This is a genomic window from Chryseobacterium sp. StRB126 (genome assembly GCF_000829375.1).
Lineage (GTDB): Bacteria > Bacteroidota > Bacteroidia > Flavobacteriales > Weeksellaceae > Chryseobacterium.
This window is the reverse complement of the sequence record NZ_AP014624.1, coordinates 172,400-191,675: the sequence shown is the minus strand read 5'-3', so window position 1 is coordinate 191,675 and position 19,276 is coordinate 172,400. Positions and strand designations below refer to the sequence as shown.

The following is a 19,276-nucleotide window of genomic DNA, read 5'->3' as shown; positions in this document are numbered from 1 at the left end:
AAATTTGTAGGAATTTATTTTAAACTAAGGATAGCTAATCTGTATCCTTCCATTCCAAAACCGGATAAAACGGCATCGGTATTGGCGGCAGTAACAGATTTTTGTCTGAATTCTTCTCTTTTGTAAATATTACTGATATGAACTTCTACTTTAGGTTTTCTGATGTTCTTTAAACAGTCAGCGATAGCGTAGGAGTAATGGGTGAACGCTCCGGGGTTAATCACCACTGCGTCAAAATCATCCTGTTGAAGCCTGTTGATAAGCTCTCCTTCAATATTGGATTGGTAATAACTTAATTCATGAGCACGAAACTCAGATTTTAAGTTGTCCAGATAGGTTTCCATAGAAACAGTTCCATAGATTTCAGGTTCGCGGGTACCTAAGAGATTAAGGTTAGGTCCATTTATAATCAAAACTTTCATTCTATAAAATTAAAAAGTTTTTTCGATTAAAAATCAAAAACTTCTGTCAATTCACTGCTTTTCTTTATTGAATTATTAATAATGATATTTGTCATGTTTGTTAAAATGATAATTGATGAAAGCCCTTTTTGTAATGGCTTTTAATAAAAACTTATGTTAATTTTAGAAAAATTATCATGAAAAAATGATAAGTCTACTTGTTTTATAGACTAAAAGTTTATAGCTTTGCAACCATATTTCGATCGGCTTATAAAGAAAGATGGAGGGAACTGACCCTAAGATATCTTAACAACCTGCATTGTGTAAGGTGTTACATTCAGCCTTTAAAGGAAAAATAAGCATTTGGTTTATCGTATTTATCGATGCCCTTTGCTGACTTTTCGGCAAAGGGCTAAATTTTAATATATGGTAAACAAAATTGATTATGATTAATAAAAATATATTTAACTCTAAAGTTTGGATTCCGCCAGTTGCAGTATTTTTCCTGGGAATTGTAAGTGTAAGTGCACAGAATTCCAAACCGAAAAAAGATACACTTAAAGAAAAGGAAATTGATGAAGTAGTTGTGGTTGCCTATGGTAAGGCAAAAAGAAATAGCTATACCGGTTCAGTGGCCACTATTTCCAGCGATAAAATCAATTACAGGCCTGTCACCAATGTAACGAAAGCATTGGAAGGTCAGGTACCCGGAATTCAGGTTACTGGTGCTTCAGGACAGCCTGGGGCAACTTCTACGATCAGGATCAGAGGAGTAGGTTCGGTAAGTGCTTCCAGTGAGCCTTTATATGTTGTGGATGGAATTCCTTTTGATGGAAATATCAATGCAATCAGCCCTAACGATATAGAATCGATCAGTGTTCTGAAAGATGCTACAGCAAGTGCTTTATATGGTTCAAGAGGAGCGAACGGTATTATTATCATTACCACAAAGTCAGGTAAAAAAGGGGAAGCCAGAGTAAATCTAAATATCAGTCAGGGATTCTCAGGCAGAGCAGTAAAAGATTACGAGAAGGTTAACACAGACCAGTATTTCCAATTGTATTGGGAAGCCATGAGAAACGGATATCAATCAGGTTCAATATCTGCGCAACAGGCAGGTCAAATGGCAACAGACAATATTATTTCTAATTTAGGAGTTAATCCTTATGGAGCTAATTATCCAAAACCTGTAGGAACTGACGGAAAATTATTACCTGGAGCAAAAGCTTTATGGAATGATGACTGGAGAGATATTCTACAGAGAGTGGCTTCCAGAAATCAGGTAGATCTGGACATTAGTGGGGGAAGTGAAAAAAGTAACTATTTCTTTTCATTAGGATATCTGGATGATAAAGGAATGGCGATTGAATCGGGATTTAAAAGATATAATACAAGATTAAAGCTTAATTCTGAGGTTAAAAGCTGGCTGAATGTTGGGGTTAATTTAAGTTATACCAACAGTATTCAGCAGGCTCCAACTTCTTCGGATTCTAAATCAAGTAATATTATTCAGGCAGCAAGAGTAGTTCCGTCTTTCTATCCTTATTATGAAAGAAATCCTGATGGTTCTTATGTCTTGGATGCTGAAGGAAACAAGGTTTATGATTTTGGAAAATACAGACCTACTGCAGCACTTCAGAATCAAAATCAGGCAGCAAGCTTACCATTGGATAAAAATGAAAATAAGATTGATAACTTTTCAGGAAAAGGGTTTATAGAATTGACATTCCTTCCGGAACTGAAGTTTAGATCAAGCTTTTCTGTTGATTTAGTTAGCTATAATGAACATTATTATACAAATCCGGTTCTTGGCCAAGGAAAAGAGACAGGTGGTTCTGTATCAAAATCCAATAGCAGAACCCTTTCTTATACCACCAGTAATATTTTAACTTACGATAAGAGATTTGGAAAACACCATATTAATGTATTGGGGGGTCATGAATTTTATAAATATGATTACCAGATCATTTCCGGTAGCAGACAAGGCTTTTCATTGCCTAACTATTATGAGCCTGATGCAGCCTCTCTATTAGTAAGTTTTGGAGGTAAAAGTGATAAATTAAGTTTATTAAGTTTCCTTGGAAAGGTTGAGTATGATTTTGACAATAAATATTTCTTATCTGCATCAACAAGAGCAGACAGTTCTTCAAGATTTGCAAATGAAAACAGATGGGGTACGTTCTGGTCTGTAGGAGGATCGTGGAAGCTTTCAAGCGAAGAATTTATCAGAAATCTGGATTTCTTCAATCTGTTGACATTACGTGCAAGTTACGGAGGTCAGGGGAATGATAAATTACAGAAACCAAATGGTTCAGCACTGTATTATGCCTATCAGGAATTATATAAAAACTTTCCTCTTGCCGGTGAACCTGGAACAACTCTGGAAAAAGTGGGAACTCCTAATCTAAAGTGGGAAACTAACCTTAACCTGAATGTAGGTTTGGAGTTTGCGATTCTTAATAACAGAATTAAAGGTAACGTGGAGTATTTTGAAAGACAAAGTAAAGATCTCCTGTTTAATGTGCCAGTAGCACCATCTTTAGGGATTAGTGATTATCCAGCTAACGTTGGAACCATAAAGAATACAGGTTTTGAATTTTCATTGTTCACAACGCCTATTAAAACGAGTGATTTCCAGTGGAATGTTGACATTAACCTGAGTACTTTAAATAATAAAATTACAAAATTACCTGGAGGGCCACTTGTTGTAGGAACAACTAAACAGTTAAACTTAGGAGGTTCTGTATATGATTTTTACCTTCAGGAATGGGCTGGGGTAGACCCAAGTAACGGAAAGCCATTGTGGAAAACAATTACGAAGGATGCTAACGGAAATCTGGTAGAAGGAACCACTTCAGAATATGCTAAGGCTACGAAGATTTTACAAGGTTCTGCTTTACCTAAATTAACAGGGGGAGTGAGTACAAGTGTCAATTATAAAAACTTTGATTTTTCAGCCTTACTAACGTTTAAAATAGGCGGAAAGATTCTGGATACAGATTATGCTTCCATTCTACATAGCGGAAACTTAGGTGGACGTGCTTGGGGTACAGAAATGCTAAACAGATGGACTCCGGAAAATCCTTATACAGATGTTCCTGCTTTAAGCACGAAAACGAATAACTGGACTTCGCAGTCTACAAGATTCCTTTATTCAGGAACCTATGCGAGACTTAAAAATGTAAGTTTAGGATATACACTGCCATCGGATTATTTTGAAACTATTGGGTTAAAGAAATTCAGAATTTATGTGCAGGCGGAAAACCTTCTGACTTTCTATAAACATAAAGGAATGGATCCTGAGCAGGCGCTGGACGGAACAACGTATTACAGATATCCGGCGATGAGAACCATTACTTTTGGTCTTCAGGCAACATTCTAACTTTTAAAATTTGAACAATGAAAAATTTAAAATATTTATCTTTTGCTTTACTAGGATTATGGTCACTTTCAAGTTGTGAAAGTGAAATGGATACCGCTCCTACAGATCAGGCCAACAGTGTAGAAGTTTTCAAAACGGCTGAAAGTGCAGAAACGGTTATCAACGGAACCTGGGCAAAATTCAATAATGATGGAACGACTTTTGCGAACATCGGATATTCAACTGTTTTAAGAGCCAGTGATGCCATGGGAAGTGATGTAGCGGTATTAACCAATAAATATGGTTTCTCATCTACTTATGATTTTACGGAAATGGTGAACAATACAGTAGGCCGTCCATTATTTATCTGGACAATGTTGTATTCCACCATCAATAATATGAATAATGTTATTGCTAAAATTGATGCTACAGAGGGAACGCAGGCAAAAAAAGACCAGGTAAAAGGTCAGGCAAAAGCATTACGTGCTTTCTGTTATCTGAATATTGCCAGCTTTTATCAATTCAGTTACCTTAAAGACAAGTCGGCATTGGTGGCTCCCATTTATACGGAACCTTCCACAACAAGTAGTGTTGCAAAGAAAAAATCCAGCCTGGAGGATGTTTATACTTTAATTAAAAGTGACCTTACAGATGCGGATAACCTATTGAAGAATTATACAAGAAATAACAAGGATAAGATTAACCGCAATGTAGTGAACGGTATCCTTGCAAGAGTATATCTGAATACCGGAGAATGGAGTAAGGCTGCAGCAGCGGCAAAAACAGCAAGAGAAAATTTTGCATTGATGACTCCGGAAAAGTATAAAGAAGGATTCAATGACATTAATAATGGAGAGTGGATTTGGGGACATGCACAAACCCAGGAGATGTCAGATGCAAGTTATGCTTTCCATTATCTGGATGTATCTTCATCGGGAAGTTATTATTACAGCTTTATGGCAGATCCTTATTTTAAAAAACTGTTTGATTCCAATGATATCAGATCTCAATTATTCTCATGGGATGGCCTTCCGGGAAGAGAAGGATTGCTGAGATATGCTAAGTTCAAGTTTAAGCCAACACTTATCGCAGATATTGTGTATATGAGAGCAGCTGAAATGTACCTGATTGAAGCAGAATCTGAAGCAAGAAACGGAAACCCAGCTCAGGCGGTAACCATTTTAAATCAGTTAAGAGCTGCCAGAAATGCTGATGCTTATACAGGATCATTGGCACAGAATGATGTGGTAAAGGAAATCTTAATTGAAAGAAGAAAAGAATTGTTTGGAGAAGGATTCTCACTTTCCGATATTATCAGAACGCAGGGAACTGTGGAAAGAAAACCGTTTACAGATGCGGAAGGAAAACCAATCAAAGTTCAGATAACAACCCCAAACGGAACTGTCAAAACCGTTGATGGGAAAGGACATACTGTTTTTGATCTTCCGAACAAGACTCCGTTTGTTCCGAACAGTCCTTATTATTTATTCAGTATTCCACTGAAAGAGATTGAAAATAATCCCAATCTATAATCACAGTCCATATTAGATTTGATTTTTTGAGCCACTGCTTTTGCGGTGGTTTTTATATAAAATGACTGCCTTAAAAATAAGGCAGTCATTTGTCATTCTATCAGTAAAAATATTCTGTTTGTATTGAACCCTTTATACGCTTTGAGAAAAGGTGATACAAGCATCACTTTCGTCAAAGAACCCTGCTCCCGAAGTTTCCCAACTTTGGAGAACGTTTATAGAATTGCTTTTATTTATTGGCTCAAAGTCTCCGGACTTTGAGCCGCGGGGGAAAATGCCTTTATAAAATTTTTAGGATCATTAATTGTAAACTCATAAATACTCTTTAAACATATTTTCACCCTTGTGGTAAATAGTATATTCTGTATTTGGAGCATCCCATATTTGAATATAAATAGTTCCATCATCATTTTTTCCAACATTCAAATATATATTTTCTTCTTGCTCGTTTGTTTCTACTTCTATTTCATCATTTGAATTAATAAATGACTCTAAAGCCTCAGGCTCTTTTGTTATAGTCATTTTTTCATTACTACAATTTTGAATTGTTATTTTAATTTTCATTGTTATTTAACCTGAGTTCGGGATAATAATTGAGATAAACTTTGTAAAAAATAGCAATAATTCGTATATTTAAGTTTCTGACATTCAAATATTTAAACGATTTATTGCTATGAATTTGAAAGACCAAATTACAAATATTTTTGTACAAATTGATGATTTCTGTAAAGAGTTTGATGTTCAAATTAAAAAATTAAAGCTGGAGGCCTTGGGAGACAGCAAGAAAAGAAGAAACAGAAATTCAAAAATGTCTAATTCTGAAATTATCACAATTATGATAGGCTTTCATTTAGGAGCCCACAAAACGTTTAAACATTATTATCAGGAAATCGTTTGTGGATATTGGAAAGATCTGTTTCCCAACAGACTTTCCTATAACAGGTTTATCGAGCTTCAACAAAGATATTTTGTTGTTTTTGGTTTATTCTTAAAAGAGAAATGCCTGGAAAATGCACAGGAATCAGCTTTATGGACAGTACAACTTTGAAAGTGTGTAGAAATCAAAGAATACATAATCATAAAATTTTCAAAGGTTTGGCAGAACGCGGAAAGTCTTCAATGGGTTGGTTTTACGGTTTCAAACTACATTTGATATGCAATGAAAGAGGAGAACTTTTATCTTTCTATTTGACGAAAGGAAATGTGGACGATAGAAATCCAAAGCATATCAAGAAGATGGCTCAGCAACTGTTTGGAAAATTGTTTGCCGATAAAGGATATCTCTCAAAAGCTTTGTGGGAGATGCTTTTTGCAGATGGAATCTAGCTTTTTACAAAACTTAGAAAGAATATGAAAAATCATATCATGACAATGGAAGACAAAATTTTGCTCAGAAAAAGAGCTATCATTGAAACCATAAATGACGAATTGAAGAATCATTGTCAGGTTGAGCACACCAGACACCGAAGTGTGAACAATTTTATAATAAATATTTTGGGAGGACTAACAGCATATTGTTTCTTTCCAAAGAAACCGTCACTCAACTTGAAAAAGGTAAATGACGGTCAACTATTTTTTAACTTTGCTTAAACCGAACTCAGGTTATTTAATTAAAAATGTGTTTTTAAAATTTGCTTAATTTGAGTTGCTCTTGCGACTGATGCTGGATTTAATTGGCCTGTCGTTTCCGGTGGTTTTTTTATATAAAATGGCTGCCTTATTTTTGAGGCAGCCATTTATCATTGTGTCAATAAAAATATTCTGTTTGTATGGAATTTTTATATACCTTGAGAAAAGATGATACAAAAATCACTTTCGCTAAAGAACGCTGCTCTCCGACATCTCCTAACTTTGGAGAATGTTTATAAATTACTTTATTTATTTGCTCGAAGCCTGGATACTTTGTGCAGCGGGGGGCTTTGTAAAGTAAATTTATTTTTTGTTTAGAAATGTACGTTTATTGGTTCTGGATCAAATTTCTTCTTCATCATTATTTGTGCAATTAATTCTTCTAAGCTTATAATCCTTCTATAAGAGTCACTGCTAAAGTTACTTTGATAATTATAATTATCAAAAATAAAATGTTGCTTTCTACCAGATTTATATACTATTGTAATTTCAGACAAACAACCTCTTTTGCATAATTCAACAAATGTTAAAGAATCATCTAATTTAAATATTTCTTCCTTAATAATTTTTTTCTTAATAATATTAATTTCTTGAGATGTCATCATTAGATTATGCTTACCAGGTTCTTTAAACCTGTTGTCAAGAATATAAAAGTTATCAGTTATATTATTTACGATTTGATTGTTTTCATAAATTATTTTTATAATTTCATCATCTTTTATTTTATTTTTTTCTTGTTTACAGTTTAATAAAAGAAAGAAAAATATCCATATAAAATATTTCATAGTTTATTTTTTAAAATTAACAATATTTTTTATGGCATCTGTCCAGTTAAAAATTCCCGGAAACCTGCCCCCATAATTATAAAATTGGTTAAAAAATCCACTATAATCTTGGCCATGAGCTTTTACTAGATTAATTGTAAAATGATATGCAGATGATTCTGTATAATCTGAATATTTACGTCCATATATTGCTCTCAAACCAAGGTATCGGTGATAGGCGTGGATGTATTCATGTCCAAACACTGCTTGCTTAATGACATCACTTTTTAATCCAAGATTGGGTGCGATAAGTACTGTTGATTTTTCTCCATTAATCATAAAATCCCACCAGTTTTTATTTCTATTTGTTGTATATCCTAATACATATCCAGCTTCTTTTGGATCATTTGTTATAATTTGCTTCCAAGAAGACAAACTACTTCCTTTTGGTAGATTTTGATTTGTTGCAACCTTATATTCAGTATTAATGTTATCTACAGAAGCTTGATAATCTCCTGTAGTCCTGTTAAAATCATTTTGTACTTGCTGATCATTAGTATAATAATCATTAAAATTATTATCTGATAAATCATGTCCTGCAGCTTGTAATTCCGTAGATGTAATTGCATTGGGAGTTTTGGATCTATAATATGTTACTGTTTTTGAAATTATCCATCCCATTCCAGCTAAAGCTCCGCCCATCACAGCTCCCTTTAAAACTCCCTCAAGAAAATTCTGTCCCGTAATCAATGCTGTAACACCTCCAGTAGCTGCACCAGATAGAGCTCCTACACCTACAGGTCCCCAAAAGCCGCTAGCGGCAACGAAAACTTGTCCTATTCCCGCTGAAATAGCTCCAGTAGCAGCACCAACTAAAATAGATCTGGCAAAACCTCCTAAAGAAAAATTGTTATTGATTGTAGCCAGTGTAATATATATAGCTGCACTTATACCAATCCCAATACCTGCTGCTGGTATAGCATATGCTAAGATAGTAAGAAAAAGACCTGCTTCAAAATATTCTCCACTCGGGTCATTAAACATTAATGGATTATTCATTACATACCCATATTTATTATAATTCTGGGTATTGGTAGGGTCCTGGATGTTTTCATCTGCATTTAAGAATCGTCTCAATAATGGATCATACAATCTTCCGTTCATGTGGATAATACCAACTTCCATAAAATGTTCATGAGAAGTATATCCTCTGTCAAGGATGAGATTCTTTGCAGCATTCAGAATGGCAGCCCGGTCTGTCATAATTACTCCATTTCCAATCTGCAGGTGAGTGAAATTACCCCAGGCATCAAAATGCCTTTGTTCGAGCTTATTTCCAGTTTCATCACTGATGGCGAGAATACTTCTGATATAATCTTTATGCAAAAATCTATAAGAACCGCTGCTCTGCGTAAAGTCTTTTAAATATATGATATTACTTTCATAAGGTCTCCCGCCAATGTAAAGAATATGTTTTTCCTGGCCTGTGGCATTATTTTTTACCACCTCAAAACTACCATCTTCACTATAGAATTTGGTGAACTGACCTTCCTGATCGCTTCCGAAATTTCCACCATATGTCACTTGTTGCCTCATTGAAGTTAATCCATACTGGAGAGCAACAGTAAACTTCCCTGTTTTTGATCTTCCAAACAACACTCCGTTTGTACCGAACAGCAATTACTATTTATTCAGTATTCCAGTGAAAGAGATTGAAAATAATCCCAATTTATAATCTACAGTCCATATTAGATTTGATTTTTTAGCCACCGCTTTGCGGTAGTTTTTTTTATATAAAATGGCTGCCTTATTTTTGAGGCAGCCATTTATCATTGTGTTAAAAAAAATTCTGTTTGTATTGAATTTATCAGTTTTTTTATTTGGTAAAACTCTAATAAAACTTTCATAAGTATATTTTCTTACTTTATAACGCACAATGGATTTTAATTAGTAATATCTTTGCTAGAGAGTTTTAATATTAAACTGTCTTCTATTACAGGCTGGGCTACAAACTTTGATTTTCCAAAATTGAGTTTGGAAAATCTTCGTAAATATTCTGAATCAGTAAAGTTACCTTTTAAAGCTTTATTATATGGGTAATAGTTTTGTTTGAAATGACTAATATATAAGCCATTTTCAAAATTATTTTTGACAAATAATTTATACTTTATTTTTAAACTACTTTTTCTTTTTATTAATATAACATTGTTTTGGCTTTCATGTTTACTATCTATTGAAAGTTCGTTTTCAATTACATATTGATTAAAAATACTGTCTAGCTTTCTTTGATAAAAAGAATTTTGCTGGTTTTTTATAATTTCTGCATAAACAGTAATTGGAAAACCTTCTTCTTTTGTACCAAATGTTGATGGTGAAGATTTATAATTTTTATCTCCGAAAATAAGTGTATTTGGTATTAAAAATATTAGATCATTATTTGTATTATTATTAAAATATAAACTAATATACTTTTTATCAGATTTATATTTTAATAAGAAGTCTATTTTATTGTTTTCTTTACATGAAATGAATACAAAGAAAATCATTAAAAGAAGTTTTTTCATTTCAGCGTACTTTTTAAATAATTATTAAAAATTGGTGTAATTTTATTTATTAGCCCTTTAAGTCCTATATCAGATAAAACGGTATCATCGAGATTCATTACATTCAAATTTAATGTCTTCCAATTTCTAAACTTAACATATGCATTTTCCCATTTAGCTGTAAAATGTTCATGAACATAGTGTTTGGCATTAGTAGCACCCAGGGTATAGGTTTCAAATAGCCTTGCATTGTTTAAAATAGAATGAAAAATTTCATGTCCCATGGTTAAATCCAATTGCTCTAAACTCACAAAGGTTCCTTTGGGAAGGTATATTCTTTGCCAAACCAATTTCCCTTTATTTGTAAGGCTTTCTGTTAATCCATAGGCTTTTCCTCTTGGACCGTCTAATAAACCGGAAGTTTTATCAAAGGTATAACCTTCCGACACAAGTTTTGGGCTCAAGTCACTCGTCTCGTCAACAATTTTATAAGAACCTCTAATCAATTGTCCTTTATATCTTGTTTGGTCAATTTTTTTTACTGTATCATAAGAGAAGTCAGCTTTTGTACCACTCTGCAATGTATTATTGTTATTGGCTGGCATTTCATTAACTTGATATTCATAATTATTAGTAAGTTCATTTATTACCCAGCTTACTCCAGCTACAGCACCACCAATAACTGCTCCTTTTAAAACTCCTTCAAGGAAATTCTGACCAGTAATTAATGCTGTAACACCTCCTGTTCCAGCACCTGTTAGAGCTCCTACTCCTACTCCTCCCCAAAAACCGCTTGCGGCAATGAAAACTTGTCCTATTCCCGTTGAAATCGCTCCAGTAGCTGCACCAACTAAAATAGATCTGGCAAATCCTCCTAAAGAAAAATTGTTATTTATTGTAGCAAATGTAATATATATGGCTGCTCCTATGGCAGCCCCAATAGCTGCTGCTGGTATAGCGTATGCTAAGATGGTAAGGAAAAGACCTGCTTCCCAAAATTCTCCACTCGGGTCGTTAAACATCAGTGGATTGTTCATTACATACCCATATTTATTATAATTCTGGGTATTGGTAGGGTCCTGGATGTTGTCATCTGCATTTAAAAATCGTCTCAATAAAGGATCGTACAATCTACCATTCATGTGGATAATTCCTACTTCCATAAAATGTTCATGAGAAGTATATCCTCTGTCAATGATGAGATTCTTTGCTGCACTCAGAATAGCATCATGGTCTGTCATAATTGCTCCATTCCCAATCTGTAGATGAGTGAAGTTGCCCCATGCATCAAAGTGTCTTTGTTCCAGTTTATTTCCTGCTTCATCACTTATGGCAAGGATACTGCCGATGTAATCTTTGTGTAAAAATGTATAAGAACCACTGCTCTGTGTAAAATCTTTTAAATATACAATATTACTTTCATAAGGAGTTCCCCCAATGTATAGAATATGTTTTTCCTGGCCTGTGGCATTATTTTTTACCACCTCAAAACTACCATCTTCACTATAGAATTTGGTGAACTGACCTTCCTGATCGCTTCCGAAATTTCCACCATATGTCACTTGTTGCCTCATTGAAGTTAATCCATACTGGAAAGCAACAGTAAACTTCCCTGTTTTTGATCTTCCAAACAACACTCCGTTTGTACCGAACAGCAATTACTATTTATTCAGTATTCCACTGAAAGAGCTTGAAAATAATCCCAATTTATAATCTATATTCCATATTAGATTTTTTAACCACCGCTTTTTTTGGTGATTTTTTATATAAAATGGCTGCCTCAAAAACAAGGCAGCCATTTATCATTGTGTCAATAAAAATATTCTGTTTGTATTGAATTTTATATACTTTGACAAAAGATAATACAAACATTATTTTCTTCCAAGAACCCTACTCTCCGAGGTCTCCCGACTTTGGAAAATGTTAATAAATTACTTTTATTTATTTGCTCAAAGTCTGGAGACTTTGCGCAGCGGGGGAATCAGGAAGCTTTTTTATGAATTCTTTGATTTTAATGTCCTGTAGCCCATCATGTTGCAAGTAATGTTCAATTTTTAATGCTTTATTATAATCTTTACGGGATATTTTATACCTAAGCATTCCTAAAGAGAATTTTGATATTTCAACTCTTAAATTTTCCATTTCCAATCGATGAACCTCATCATCTCTTTCAAGCATTTTTTCAAGATCTATCAACCTTTGACATATATAATAAATTTCATCCTTAAGGAATACAGGAGAAAATCCAAGTAAAGAAAATATTCGTGAAAAGATAATTTTTTTAAAACCATACTCTTTTATTCCGTAATAATATTCTAATTGATTAACATTTATATCCGCATTTAATATTAAAAAGTTCACTACTTTTTTAGGGTCTACCTGATGTGAATAAAAATTTTTCAATTCTCTGATACTTGTCCATCCTGCTCTGTGTAATGATAAGTCTGCTTGATTTAAATAAGCAAATAAAAATACACAGAAGTTATATTCTAATTTTATTTTTTTCATCTTTTCATTAAAAAGGCTACCACCAACGTTTAACATATTTTGGGTTCAAACTTCTTATATCCAGTTGCATACGTCCTTCTATCATAATTCTACCAGAATTTCCCGTGCCACCAATATGAGGAGTAGGGGTTACCCCCCATTTAGGGACTGTAAATTCTATATATCCACCACCACGAGAACCACCTGCTGCCTGTCCCAATTGTACTTTCGATGGACTTATAAAAGGTTCCATTTCAACATCAACTCCATATGGTCTAGGCGATGAAACATTTATAGAACCACTTTTTTTGATAGCATTAACAGCTGAATTAGATGTATGATGGCGTACTCTGATACTTCCTTCAGGTACATTAGGCTTATCCCATCTAGTAATAGGAGTCATTTGCTCACTTACAGGATCAATATTGTAGCCAATCGTTTCTTCAATTCCAAGAAATTCTGGATCTCCAGTTGTAAGCTTACCTACCTTAGGAGCTCCAACTGTAGTTGTTTTAGGAGCTGCCTTTGCTGTATTGTTTAAGGTCCAGGCACTTCTCCCTTCAGCAATAGGAGCGCCTTTTAATATTGTTCCCTGGGGTGCACCTATTTTAGCAGCCTGTATATTAGCAGCTATCTGCTGTACTCCTCCTGCAATTCCACCTATAACGCCCCCCATAGCTGCTCCGGATAAACCTCCCATTAGAGTTCCTTTCAAAACATTTTCGCCAAACATTACTGCACTTGCAAATCCACTAACTGCACCTGCAACAGCACCTCCTGCTGCACCTACTATGGCACCTCCTAAGATTCCACCTGATATTCCCCATGAAGTAGCTGCAATGCTGGCGGCAGTCATACCTACGGCGGAACCTAACCCACCTGTAAATGCACCAATAGCACCACCCATTGCAATTTTACCCCAAGTAGCTCCCCAGTTCCATTGGGTAGGATTCCATGAGCCATTAGCTTTTACGCCTGTGAAATAAGCTCCAGCTAATGCACCTACAGCTATCCAAATAAATTCTCCACTTGGATCGGCATACATTAAAGGATTATTCAGTACATACCCATACTTATTATAGTTTTGAGTATTAAATGGTGCCTGAATGTTTTCATCTGCACTTAAGAACCTTCGCAATAACGGATCGTATAATCTTCCGTTCATGTGAATGAGACCTACTTCAGCAAAATGCTCATGGCCTGTATAGCCTCTATTAATTAACAAATCAGTATTTGCTAATTGCTGCTTGTCGGTTATAATTGCTGCACTTCCTATCTGCAGGTGAGTGAGGTTCCCCCATGCATCAAAATGTCTCTGTTCAAGTTTATTTCCAGCTTCATCGCTTATTGCTAAGATACTACCTAAATAATCCTTATGCAAAAATTTATATGAGCCTGTTGATTCATCATAATTCTTTAAATAGACTATGTTACTTTCATAAGGTGAGCCTTCGATATATAAAATATGCTTTTCTTTCCCGGTGGTATTATCTTTTACCACTTCAAAGCTTCCGTCTTCACTGTAGAATTTCGTGAACTTACCTTCTCCATCAGCAGTAAAGTTTCCTCCATAGGTAGCTCTCTGTCTCATGGCTGTTAATCCATACTGAAATGCAACATCTCCTTTTTCTCCATCAATAAATACAGGATCATTATTTTCATTGTAAATAATGCTTTGGATCAGATCATTATTATAATTTTCCATTCCTGCTGCATTAAGGGTCATTCCTGTTGGCTGATAGATTTTAGCAGAGTTTTCAAATTTAATTTTTCCTATCTGATCATTTTCAATAATTCTTCCTTTAACATCATAAACATTAAGAATAGCAAGAGGGTCTTTAATTCCGGTCATCGGATTAGCCCAATTGGTCAGTCGGTTGTTATCATCATAACTAAAAGATTCCGTAATATTGAAATCTCCTCCCGTTGAGCGGCTTGTAAGTTCATTCTTAAGAGCGTCAAATGAATATGAAAGCTGAAGGATTCCACTTTTTACAGGTGAAGAATGATTAACACTTGTTAAAAACCCATTATCATCATAGAAGCTATTGAGTTCAGAAGTACCAAGTTTAGCTCTCCATACTCTTCCCTTAGCATCTGTCTCTTTTAGCTCCCATAGATTTTTACCTGTTTCCTTATCTTTTACCAGATATAGATCTCCATTCCATGGATGATATAAATTCTCAATCTGTACTTTGCTAAGTACGCCGGAAGAATATAAGTGCTTTTCATAAGAAACTACTCTCGCTTTATCATCATAGGTAATTCCTTTCTGCATAAAATATTTACCATTGCTGCTTTCAGATGATGATAAAAGCCTTCCTTGAGGATCATAAGAAGCATTTGAACTAAACGACTTTCCTTTAGATGTTCCAGCCTTTGAAATGAGTCTACCCTTATTATCATAGGTGAAAGAAATAATCTTATCAGTAGCAGCTCCGCCGTCTGTTGTAGAAAATTCTTTTTGTGTGATTAACTGTCCTAAAGCGTTATAAGTATATTCTTTAGTTCCCTTTGGACTAATAATCTTATTAGGCTGACCAAAGCCATTGTAATCATATTTATATAGTCCATTGGAAGGATCATTAAATTCAGATCTTCTTCCCCAAGAGTCATATTTTGTAGTTACTATATTTTCTGCATATTGAGCTTTGATTTGTTCACCTGCAGCATTATAAGAAAATAGAATAGTTCCACCTTTATCTGTTGTGGAAATTATATTTCCTAAAGCATCTGTTGTTTGGGAGTTTGTCCTTCCATTTCCGTTGATTTCATGGACAGTTGTTGTTAACCCGGTAACAAAAGTTTCTGTTTCTTTACCAGTAAAAGCTTTAGCTTTAACTTTAGCAGGAAATACAGAGTCATCATATTCTATTGTATTCCAACCAGAAGGGCCTAGGCTTTGTTCATAATAGGGTTCAGACTCTTTTACAATTCTTCCCAGAATGTCATAATATGTTTCTTTGGCAATAAACCGTCCCTGTCTAAAGGTTTTATTGGATACTTGATATGTTTGACCTAATTTATTGATATACTTTTTAGATATATCATTGTCAGGATCATATTGAGTTATGGTAATATTGGAGTCGTCATCCCTATAATACTGATAACTGGTTGTTCCTCCTAAATTAGTTTTTGAGGTAAGAAGCATTCCCCAACGGTCATAGGTATTAGTAAGAGTATTTCCCAGTGGATCTGTTTGCTTTTCAATTTGTCCCCAATCATTATAAAGGATATTAGTCTCCAATCCTAGATTGTCAATCCTTTTGATCACAAATCTTCCCTTTGGATCATATTCTGCTTTGCTTGTTTGGGTTTGATTATCTATGCTATTAGCTACTTCTTTTTGAATAATATTACCAAATCCATCATAACTATAAGTTTCTTGGAAAAACTCTGTGTTATCTCTGTTCCAATTTTTTTGATTTTTTAATAAATTATTTTCATACGTGTACTCCTGTTTAACAGATTTATTATCACCATAAGCATAAATAATATCAGTTTTAGTCTTTGGACGGCCAATATAATAATCAGCTCCTGTTCCTGTTGGATTGTGGATATACTCAAATGAAGATCGAGTAGTTGCTAAGTCATCATTTACAATAGATGTAGTACTGGTTGGAAGATAATAATCTCCATAGCTAGTACCATTTGAAGTAATGGTACCTGTTAAAAAGTCTTTTTCTCTGCTTCTTAAAGGGAGTACTACTTTTACAACTTTCGGTTTTTCATCATCAGATACTACAGATACTGCTTGTCCATTGACAAGTTGTGTAGATTGATAGGATGTAGATTTGAAGGTTAATAGTTGAGTATTGTTTTCAGAAAGATCCGCAGGGAAAATTTTAGATTCGTCATTAGTTCTGATTGACCATAATTTTACAGGAGCACCATCTTTTAAGGGATCAATCTCTATTCCTGACCAAATTTTTGTTTTTTCAAATCCGTTGGCATACCATGAGGAATTTGCAGTCTGATGATATCCAACCATTCTTTTCCCTGGCATGTTTCCTGTAACGCCTCTATATCTGAAATCTTGTTTTCTGCCGTCTTGCTCAAGCTGTGAGACGGCATACATTTGATCGGCTCTGCTTAAAGAATAATATGGATATACTACTTTTTTATCCTTCTTATAAAAATCAGGATTATTGATGTTATCCGGAACCATTTCTAAGTATTTTATCCTAGTAGTGATTCCTCCTTGTTTAATTGAACTTATTCTTGCCAGTTGAGCAATTGGAGTGGGCCCTTGGATTTTGTGTAGAATATCTTTCCAGTATATAAAAACATTATAATAATTATTACCGGATTTGACAGGATTAGTCATAGGGGCAAACAGGGTCAGATCAAGAAGATCAGGGACTTGAAACTTAGGACTCTGGAATGACCAGTTGGGAGCGAAGTTAGGAGTTCCGTCAATGTCAGAACCATTAGCAATCTTGGCGCTTACGACATACCCAAAATCTCTGGAGCCATTCGCATTCATCATGTTAATCTGATTGTATGAGAAAACCTGAACAATATCAGACTTTCCATCTTTGTTCATATCAGTAACAGAGAAGAAATATTGTTTGGCAAATTTTGCATAATTCCCATTTACTTCTTTCTGGAATTTTCTATAGGTGAAAAATTCATTCTTTAAGTAAGGGGTAAATCCTTTTTCTGTTCCCATATAAAACCTCCAATCGTCAGGTTTCCCAATGGCGTAATCTGTAATAGGAATAGCAAAGTCAAGTTTCCCGTCACCATTGAAATCTCCATATAAGACTGGAAATTCAGGATCTTTGTTTTCCAGTAATGATCCTGAGAATTTTATTTTCTTCTCGTAAGCGTAGGAGTTGAATTTTGTAAATTCAAAGACAGTATATTGTGACCCTGATACACTGATGATTTCCACTTTCCCGTCACCATCAATATCCATATATTTTTGATCAGGATATAAATCATCATTGATTGTTGAAATAATACCATTAATTGGTGTGTCTGGATATTTAAGGTCTGCAACAGCTCTTGATTTATTAGGAGGTGAGAAGCCATCATCAAGAAATACATCAGGGATACCATCTCCGTTGAAATCACCAACTTCTAGAATAATATGGTCATCTTTATAACCAAACCATGTACTTTCTAAGTTTTTTTCAAATACTTTTACAAAGTTATTATCTCTAAAAATATACCCTAAAATTCTACTATCTTTATATTCAATAATCCCATTTCCACTATATACCTGGCCGTCTTCATCTAACAATGTATTGACCACTTTAGCATTATTTGCAAAAGTCTTACCTGTAGCAATGGAAGTGAAAGTCTCATTAAGGGCACCTAGTTTTACGGTACCGTTGTTCATTAAGAAATCCAGATAAGAGTCTCCATTGAAATCTCCTACAAATCTTACATTATTAAAAGGATCGGGTTCAGTATCATATGATGCGGCATAAGAGTTTACCATACCTGGGTATTTTAGAATGACAGGATCTGATGGTACTCCGTCCGCATTATGTTCTGTAATCTTATTGGCAAACTGGTAACTTGTTCCATTGTTTGTATATTCTATACTGTATCTCTTAAAAGGATTACCATTTGAAGTTACTTTAATTTCCGATAAGAGATTGGTTTGAGTATATCTTACACCATTTATATAAGATTGCTCATTTAAGGTCCTTGACGTAGAATAGTTAAACTCAATGCTATTGAAGTGAGGGGTGTTTAGGGTTTTATTTCCACCCCATTTTATATTATTTATAGTAGCAATATTGTTTTCTAATATATACTCATAAGAAATATAATTTCCTTGTGCGTCTTTCCATTCGCTTATATTATATTCTGTTGGGGTTTTTGCGCTCAAATTACGACCAAACCAGGCTTGTGAACCATCTTCAAAAGTAACTTCCCAATATTCAGGGCCTTGCCATCCCTGTGCCGGATTAATAGATCCTATGGATTTAATCTTTACATTAGAATATTTTTCTGTTACATATTCAGATCCATCTTTTCCATATTCTCCATTTTTTAAGATTAATCTTTGTCCGTTAAAGCTATAACGGTCTGAATAATCTAGTTTAATTCCTTTTGTTTCTGCATCGCTTTCAACGTTTTTTCCTACCCTTGAAATAGAGGAGATTCCTGATATGTTCCATCCATATCCGGCACTGCCATTTCCTGTGCCACTAGTGTATACAAGATTGGTTTGTGGAGCAATGTTTTTTACTCCCGGTGGCAGAGCAATAGGGAGTGTAAATTGTAATTGTCCAGATCCTGAAACGTCTATATTACCCTTGGTGTCATGAAAAGGTTGTCCTTTTGATGTTGTGGCTCCGGAGGGATTATTACCTCCTGCTCCTGAATCCACTGGGCCACCGCCTGAACTTCCTGTGGCAGGACCTATTTTTGCTATAAATGGATTTGAAACATTTGATGTAGCATGAAATCCTTGTGCCATAACAACCGATTGTGGGTCCTGAACAGTACGGGATATGGTTTCCGCCTGATACAGTATGGTCTGCGAAAAGCCCAATACAGAACACAAGGATAATATCAATGATGAAAATAATTTCATTGT

10 protein-coding genes, 1 pseudogene and 1 riboswitch are annotated in these 19,276 nt (G+C 34.7%); of the genes and pseudogenes, 3 read left to right on the top strand and 8 right to left on the bottom strand.

Going from position 1 to position 19,276, the window contains the following annotated elements; genetic code table 11:
- Positions 1-14: 14 nt before the first annotated feature.
- On the bottom strand, positions 15-422 hold the full coding sequence (locus tag CHSO_RS00900) for a type II 3-dehydroquinate dehydratase (protein ID WP_045491335.1): 408 nt from the start codon (positions 420-422) through the stop codon (positions 15-17).
- A 244-nt stretch (positions 423-666) separates the two neighbouring features.
- Positions 667-763: riboswitch (SAM riboswitch) on the top strand.
- An 83-nt stretch (positions 764-846) separates the two neighbouring features.
- Here CHSO_RS00900 and CHSO_RS00895 point away from each other — a divergent pair.
- Entirely contained in the window at positions 847-3,783 is a 2,937-nt protein-coding gene (locus CHSO_RS00895; RefSeq protein ID WP_045491333.1) for a SusC/RagA family TonB-linked outer membrane protein, read from the top strand.
- A 17-nt stretch (positions 3,784-3,800) separates the two neighbouring features.
- Entirely contained in the window at positions 3,801-5,294 is a 1,494-nt protein-coding gene (locus CHSO_RS00890; RefSeq protein WP_045491331.1) for a RagB/SusD family nutrient uptake outer membrane protein, read from the top strand.
- A gap of 312 nt (positions 5,295-5,606) precedes the next feature.
- Here CHSO_RS00890 and CHSO_RS00885 read toward each other — a convergent pair whose 3' ends face one another.
- The gene (locus CHSO_RS00885; RefSeq protein ID WP_045491329.1) at positions 5,607-5,858 is read right to left on the bottom strand and encodes a hypothetical protein; all 252 of its coding nucleotides are present in this window, start codon (positions 5,856-5,858) and stop codon (positions 5,607-5,609) included.
- Between the two features lie 109 nt (positions 5,859-5,967).
- On the opposite strand from CHSO_RS00885, the pseudogene CHSO_RS25270 reads away from it, so the two are divergent.
- Positions 5,968-6,884 (top strand): annotated as a pseudogene (locus CHSO_RS25270) (IS982 family transposase).
- Between the two features lie 353 nt (positions 6,885-7,237).
- Here the strand turns inward: CHSO_RS25270 and CHSO_RS00870 are convergent.
- The 6 genes from CHSO_RS00870 to CHSO_RS00840 all read right to left on the bottom strand — a co-directional run bounded on the left by CHSO_RS00870 (position 7,238) and on the right by CHSO_RS00840 (position 19,273).
- On the bottom strand, positions 7,238-7,708 hold the full coding sequence (locus CHSO_RS00870; RefSeq protein WP_045491325.1) for a hypothetical protein: 471 nt from the start codon (positions 7,706-7,708) through the stop codon (positions 7,238-7,240).
- Positions 7,709-7,711: 3 nt separating this feature from the next.
- A complete protein-coding gene (locus CHSO_RS24825; protein ID WP_052480453.1) occupies positions 7,712-9,367 on the bottom strand; it encodes an RHS repeat domain-containing protein in 1,656 nt (551 codons plus the stop codon).
- Between the two features lie 263 nt (positions 9,368-9,630).
- The gene (locus CHSO_RS00855; protein ID WP_045491321.1) at positions 9,631-10,251 is read right to left on the bottom strand and encodes a hypothetical protein; all 621 of its coding nucleotides are present in this window, start codon (positions 10,249-10,251) and stop codon (positions 9,631-9,633) included.
- Positions 10,248-11,888, bottom strand: coding sequence for an RHS repeat domain-containing protein (locus CHSO_RS00850; protein ID WP_045491319.1), 1,641 nt, complete (start codon positions 11,886-11,888; stop codon positions 10,248-10,250). The genes CHSO_RS00855 and CHSO_RS00850 overlap by 4 nt, the downstream gene beginning before the upstream one ends.
- A 283-nt stretch (positions 11,889-12,171) precedes the next feature.
- Positions 12,172-12,774 carry a hypothetical protein gene (locus CHSO_RS00845; protein WP_045491317.1) on the bottom strand — a complete coding sequence of 201 codons (603 nt, stop codon included), beginning with the start codon at positions 12,772-12,774 and terminating at the stop codon, positions 12,172-12,174.
- Complete coding sequence (locus CHSO_RS00840) at positions 12,755-19,273, bottom strand: RHS repeat-associated core domain-containing protein (protein WP_084220903.1); 6,519 nt, start codon at positions 19,271-19,273, stop codon at positions 12,755-12,757. Before CHSO_RS00840 ends, CHSO_RS00845 begins: the two co-directional genes overlap by 20 nt.
- Between the last annotated feature and the right edge of the window lie 3 nt (positions 19,274-19,276).

Excerpts from the sequence above, each read along its gene's own strand:
- CHSO_RS00900 (WP_045491335.1), bottom strand. The coding sequence starts at position 422 with ATGAAAGTTTTGATTATAAATGGACCTAACCTTAATCTCTTAGGTACC.
- CHSO_RS00895 (WP_045491333.1), top strand. The coding sequence starts at position 847 with ATGATTAATAAAAATATATTTAACTCTAAAGTTTGGATTCCGCCAGTT.
- CHSO_RS00840 (WP_084220903.1), bottom strand. The coding sequence starts at position 19,273 with ATGAAATTATTTTCATCATTGATATTATCCTTGTGTTCTGTATTGGGC.
- CHSO_RS00890 (WP_045491331.1), top strand. The coding sequence starts at position 3,801 with ATGAAAAATTTAAAATATTTATCTTTTGCTTTACTAGGATTATGGTCA.
- CHSO_RS00885 (WP_045491329.1), bottom strand. The coding sequence starts at position 5,858 with ATGAAAATTAAAATAACAATTCAAAATTGTAGTAATGAAAAAATGACT.
- CHSO_RS00845 (WP_045491317.1), bottom strand. The coding sequence starts at position 12,774 with ATGTTAAACGTTGGTGGTAGCCTTTTTAATGAAAAGATGAAAAAAATA.
- CHSO_RS00855 (WP_045491321.1), bottom strand. The coding sequence starts at position 10,251 with ATGAAAAAACTTCTTTTAATGATTTTCTTTGTATTCATTTCATGTAAA.
- CHSO_RS00870 (WP_045491325.1), bottom strand. The coding sequence starts at position 7,708 with ATGAAATATTTTATATGGATATTTTTCTTTCTTTTATTAAACTGTAAA.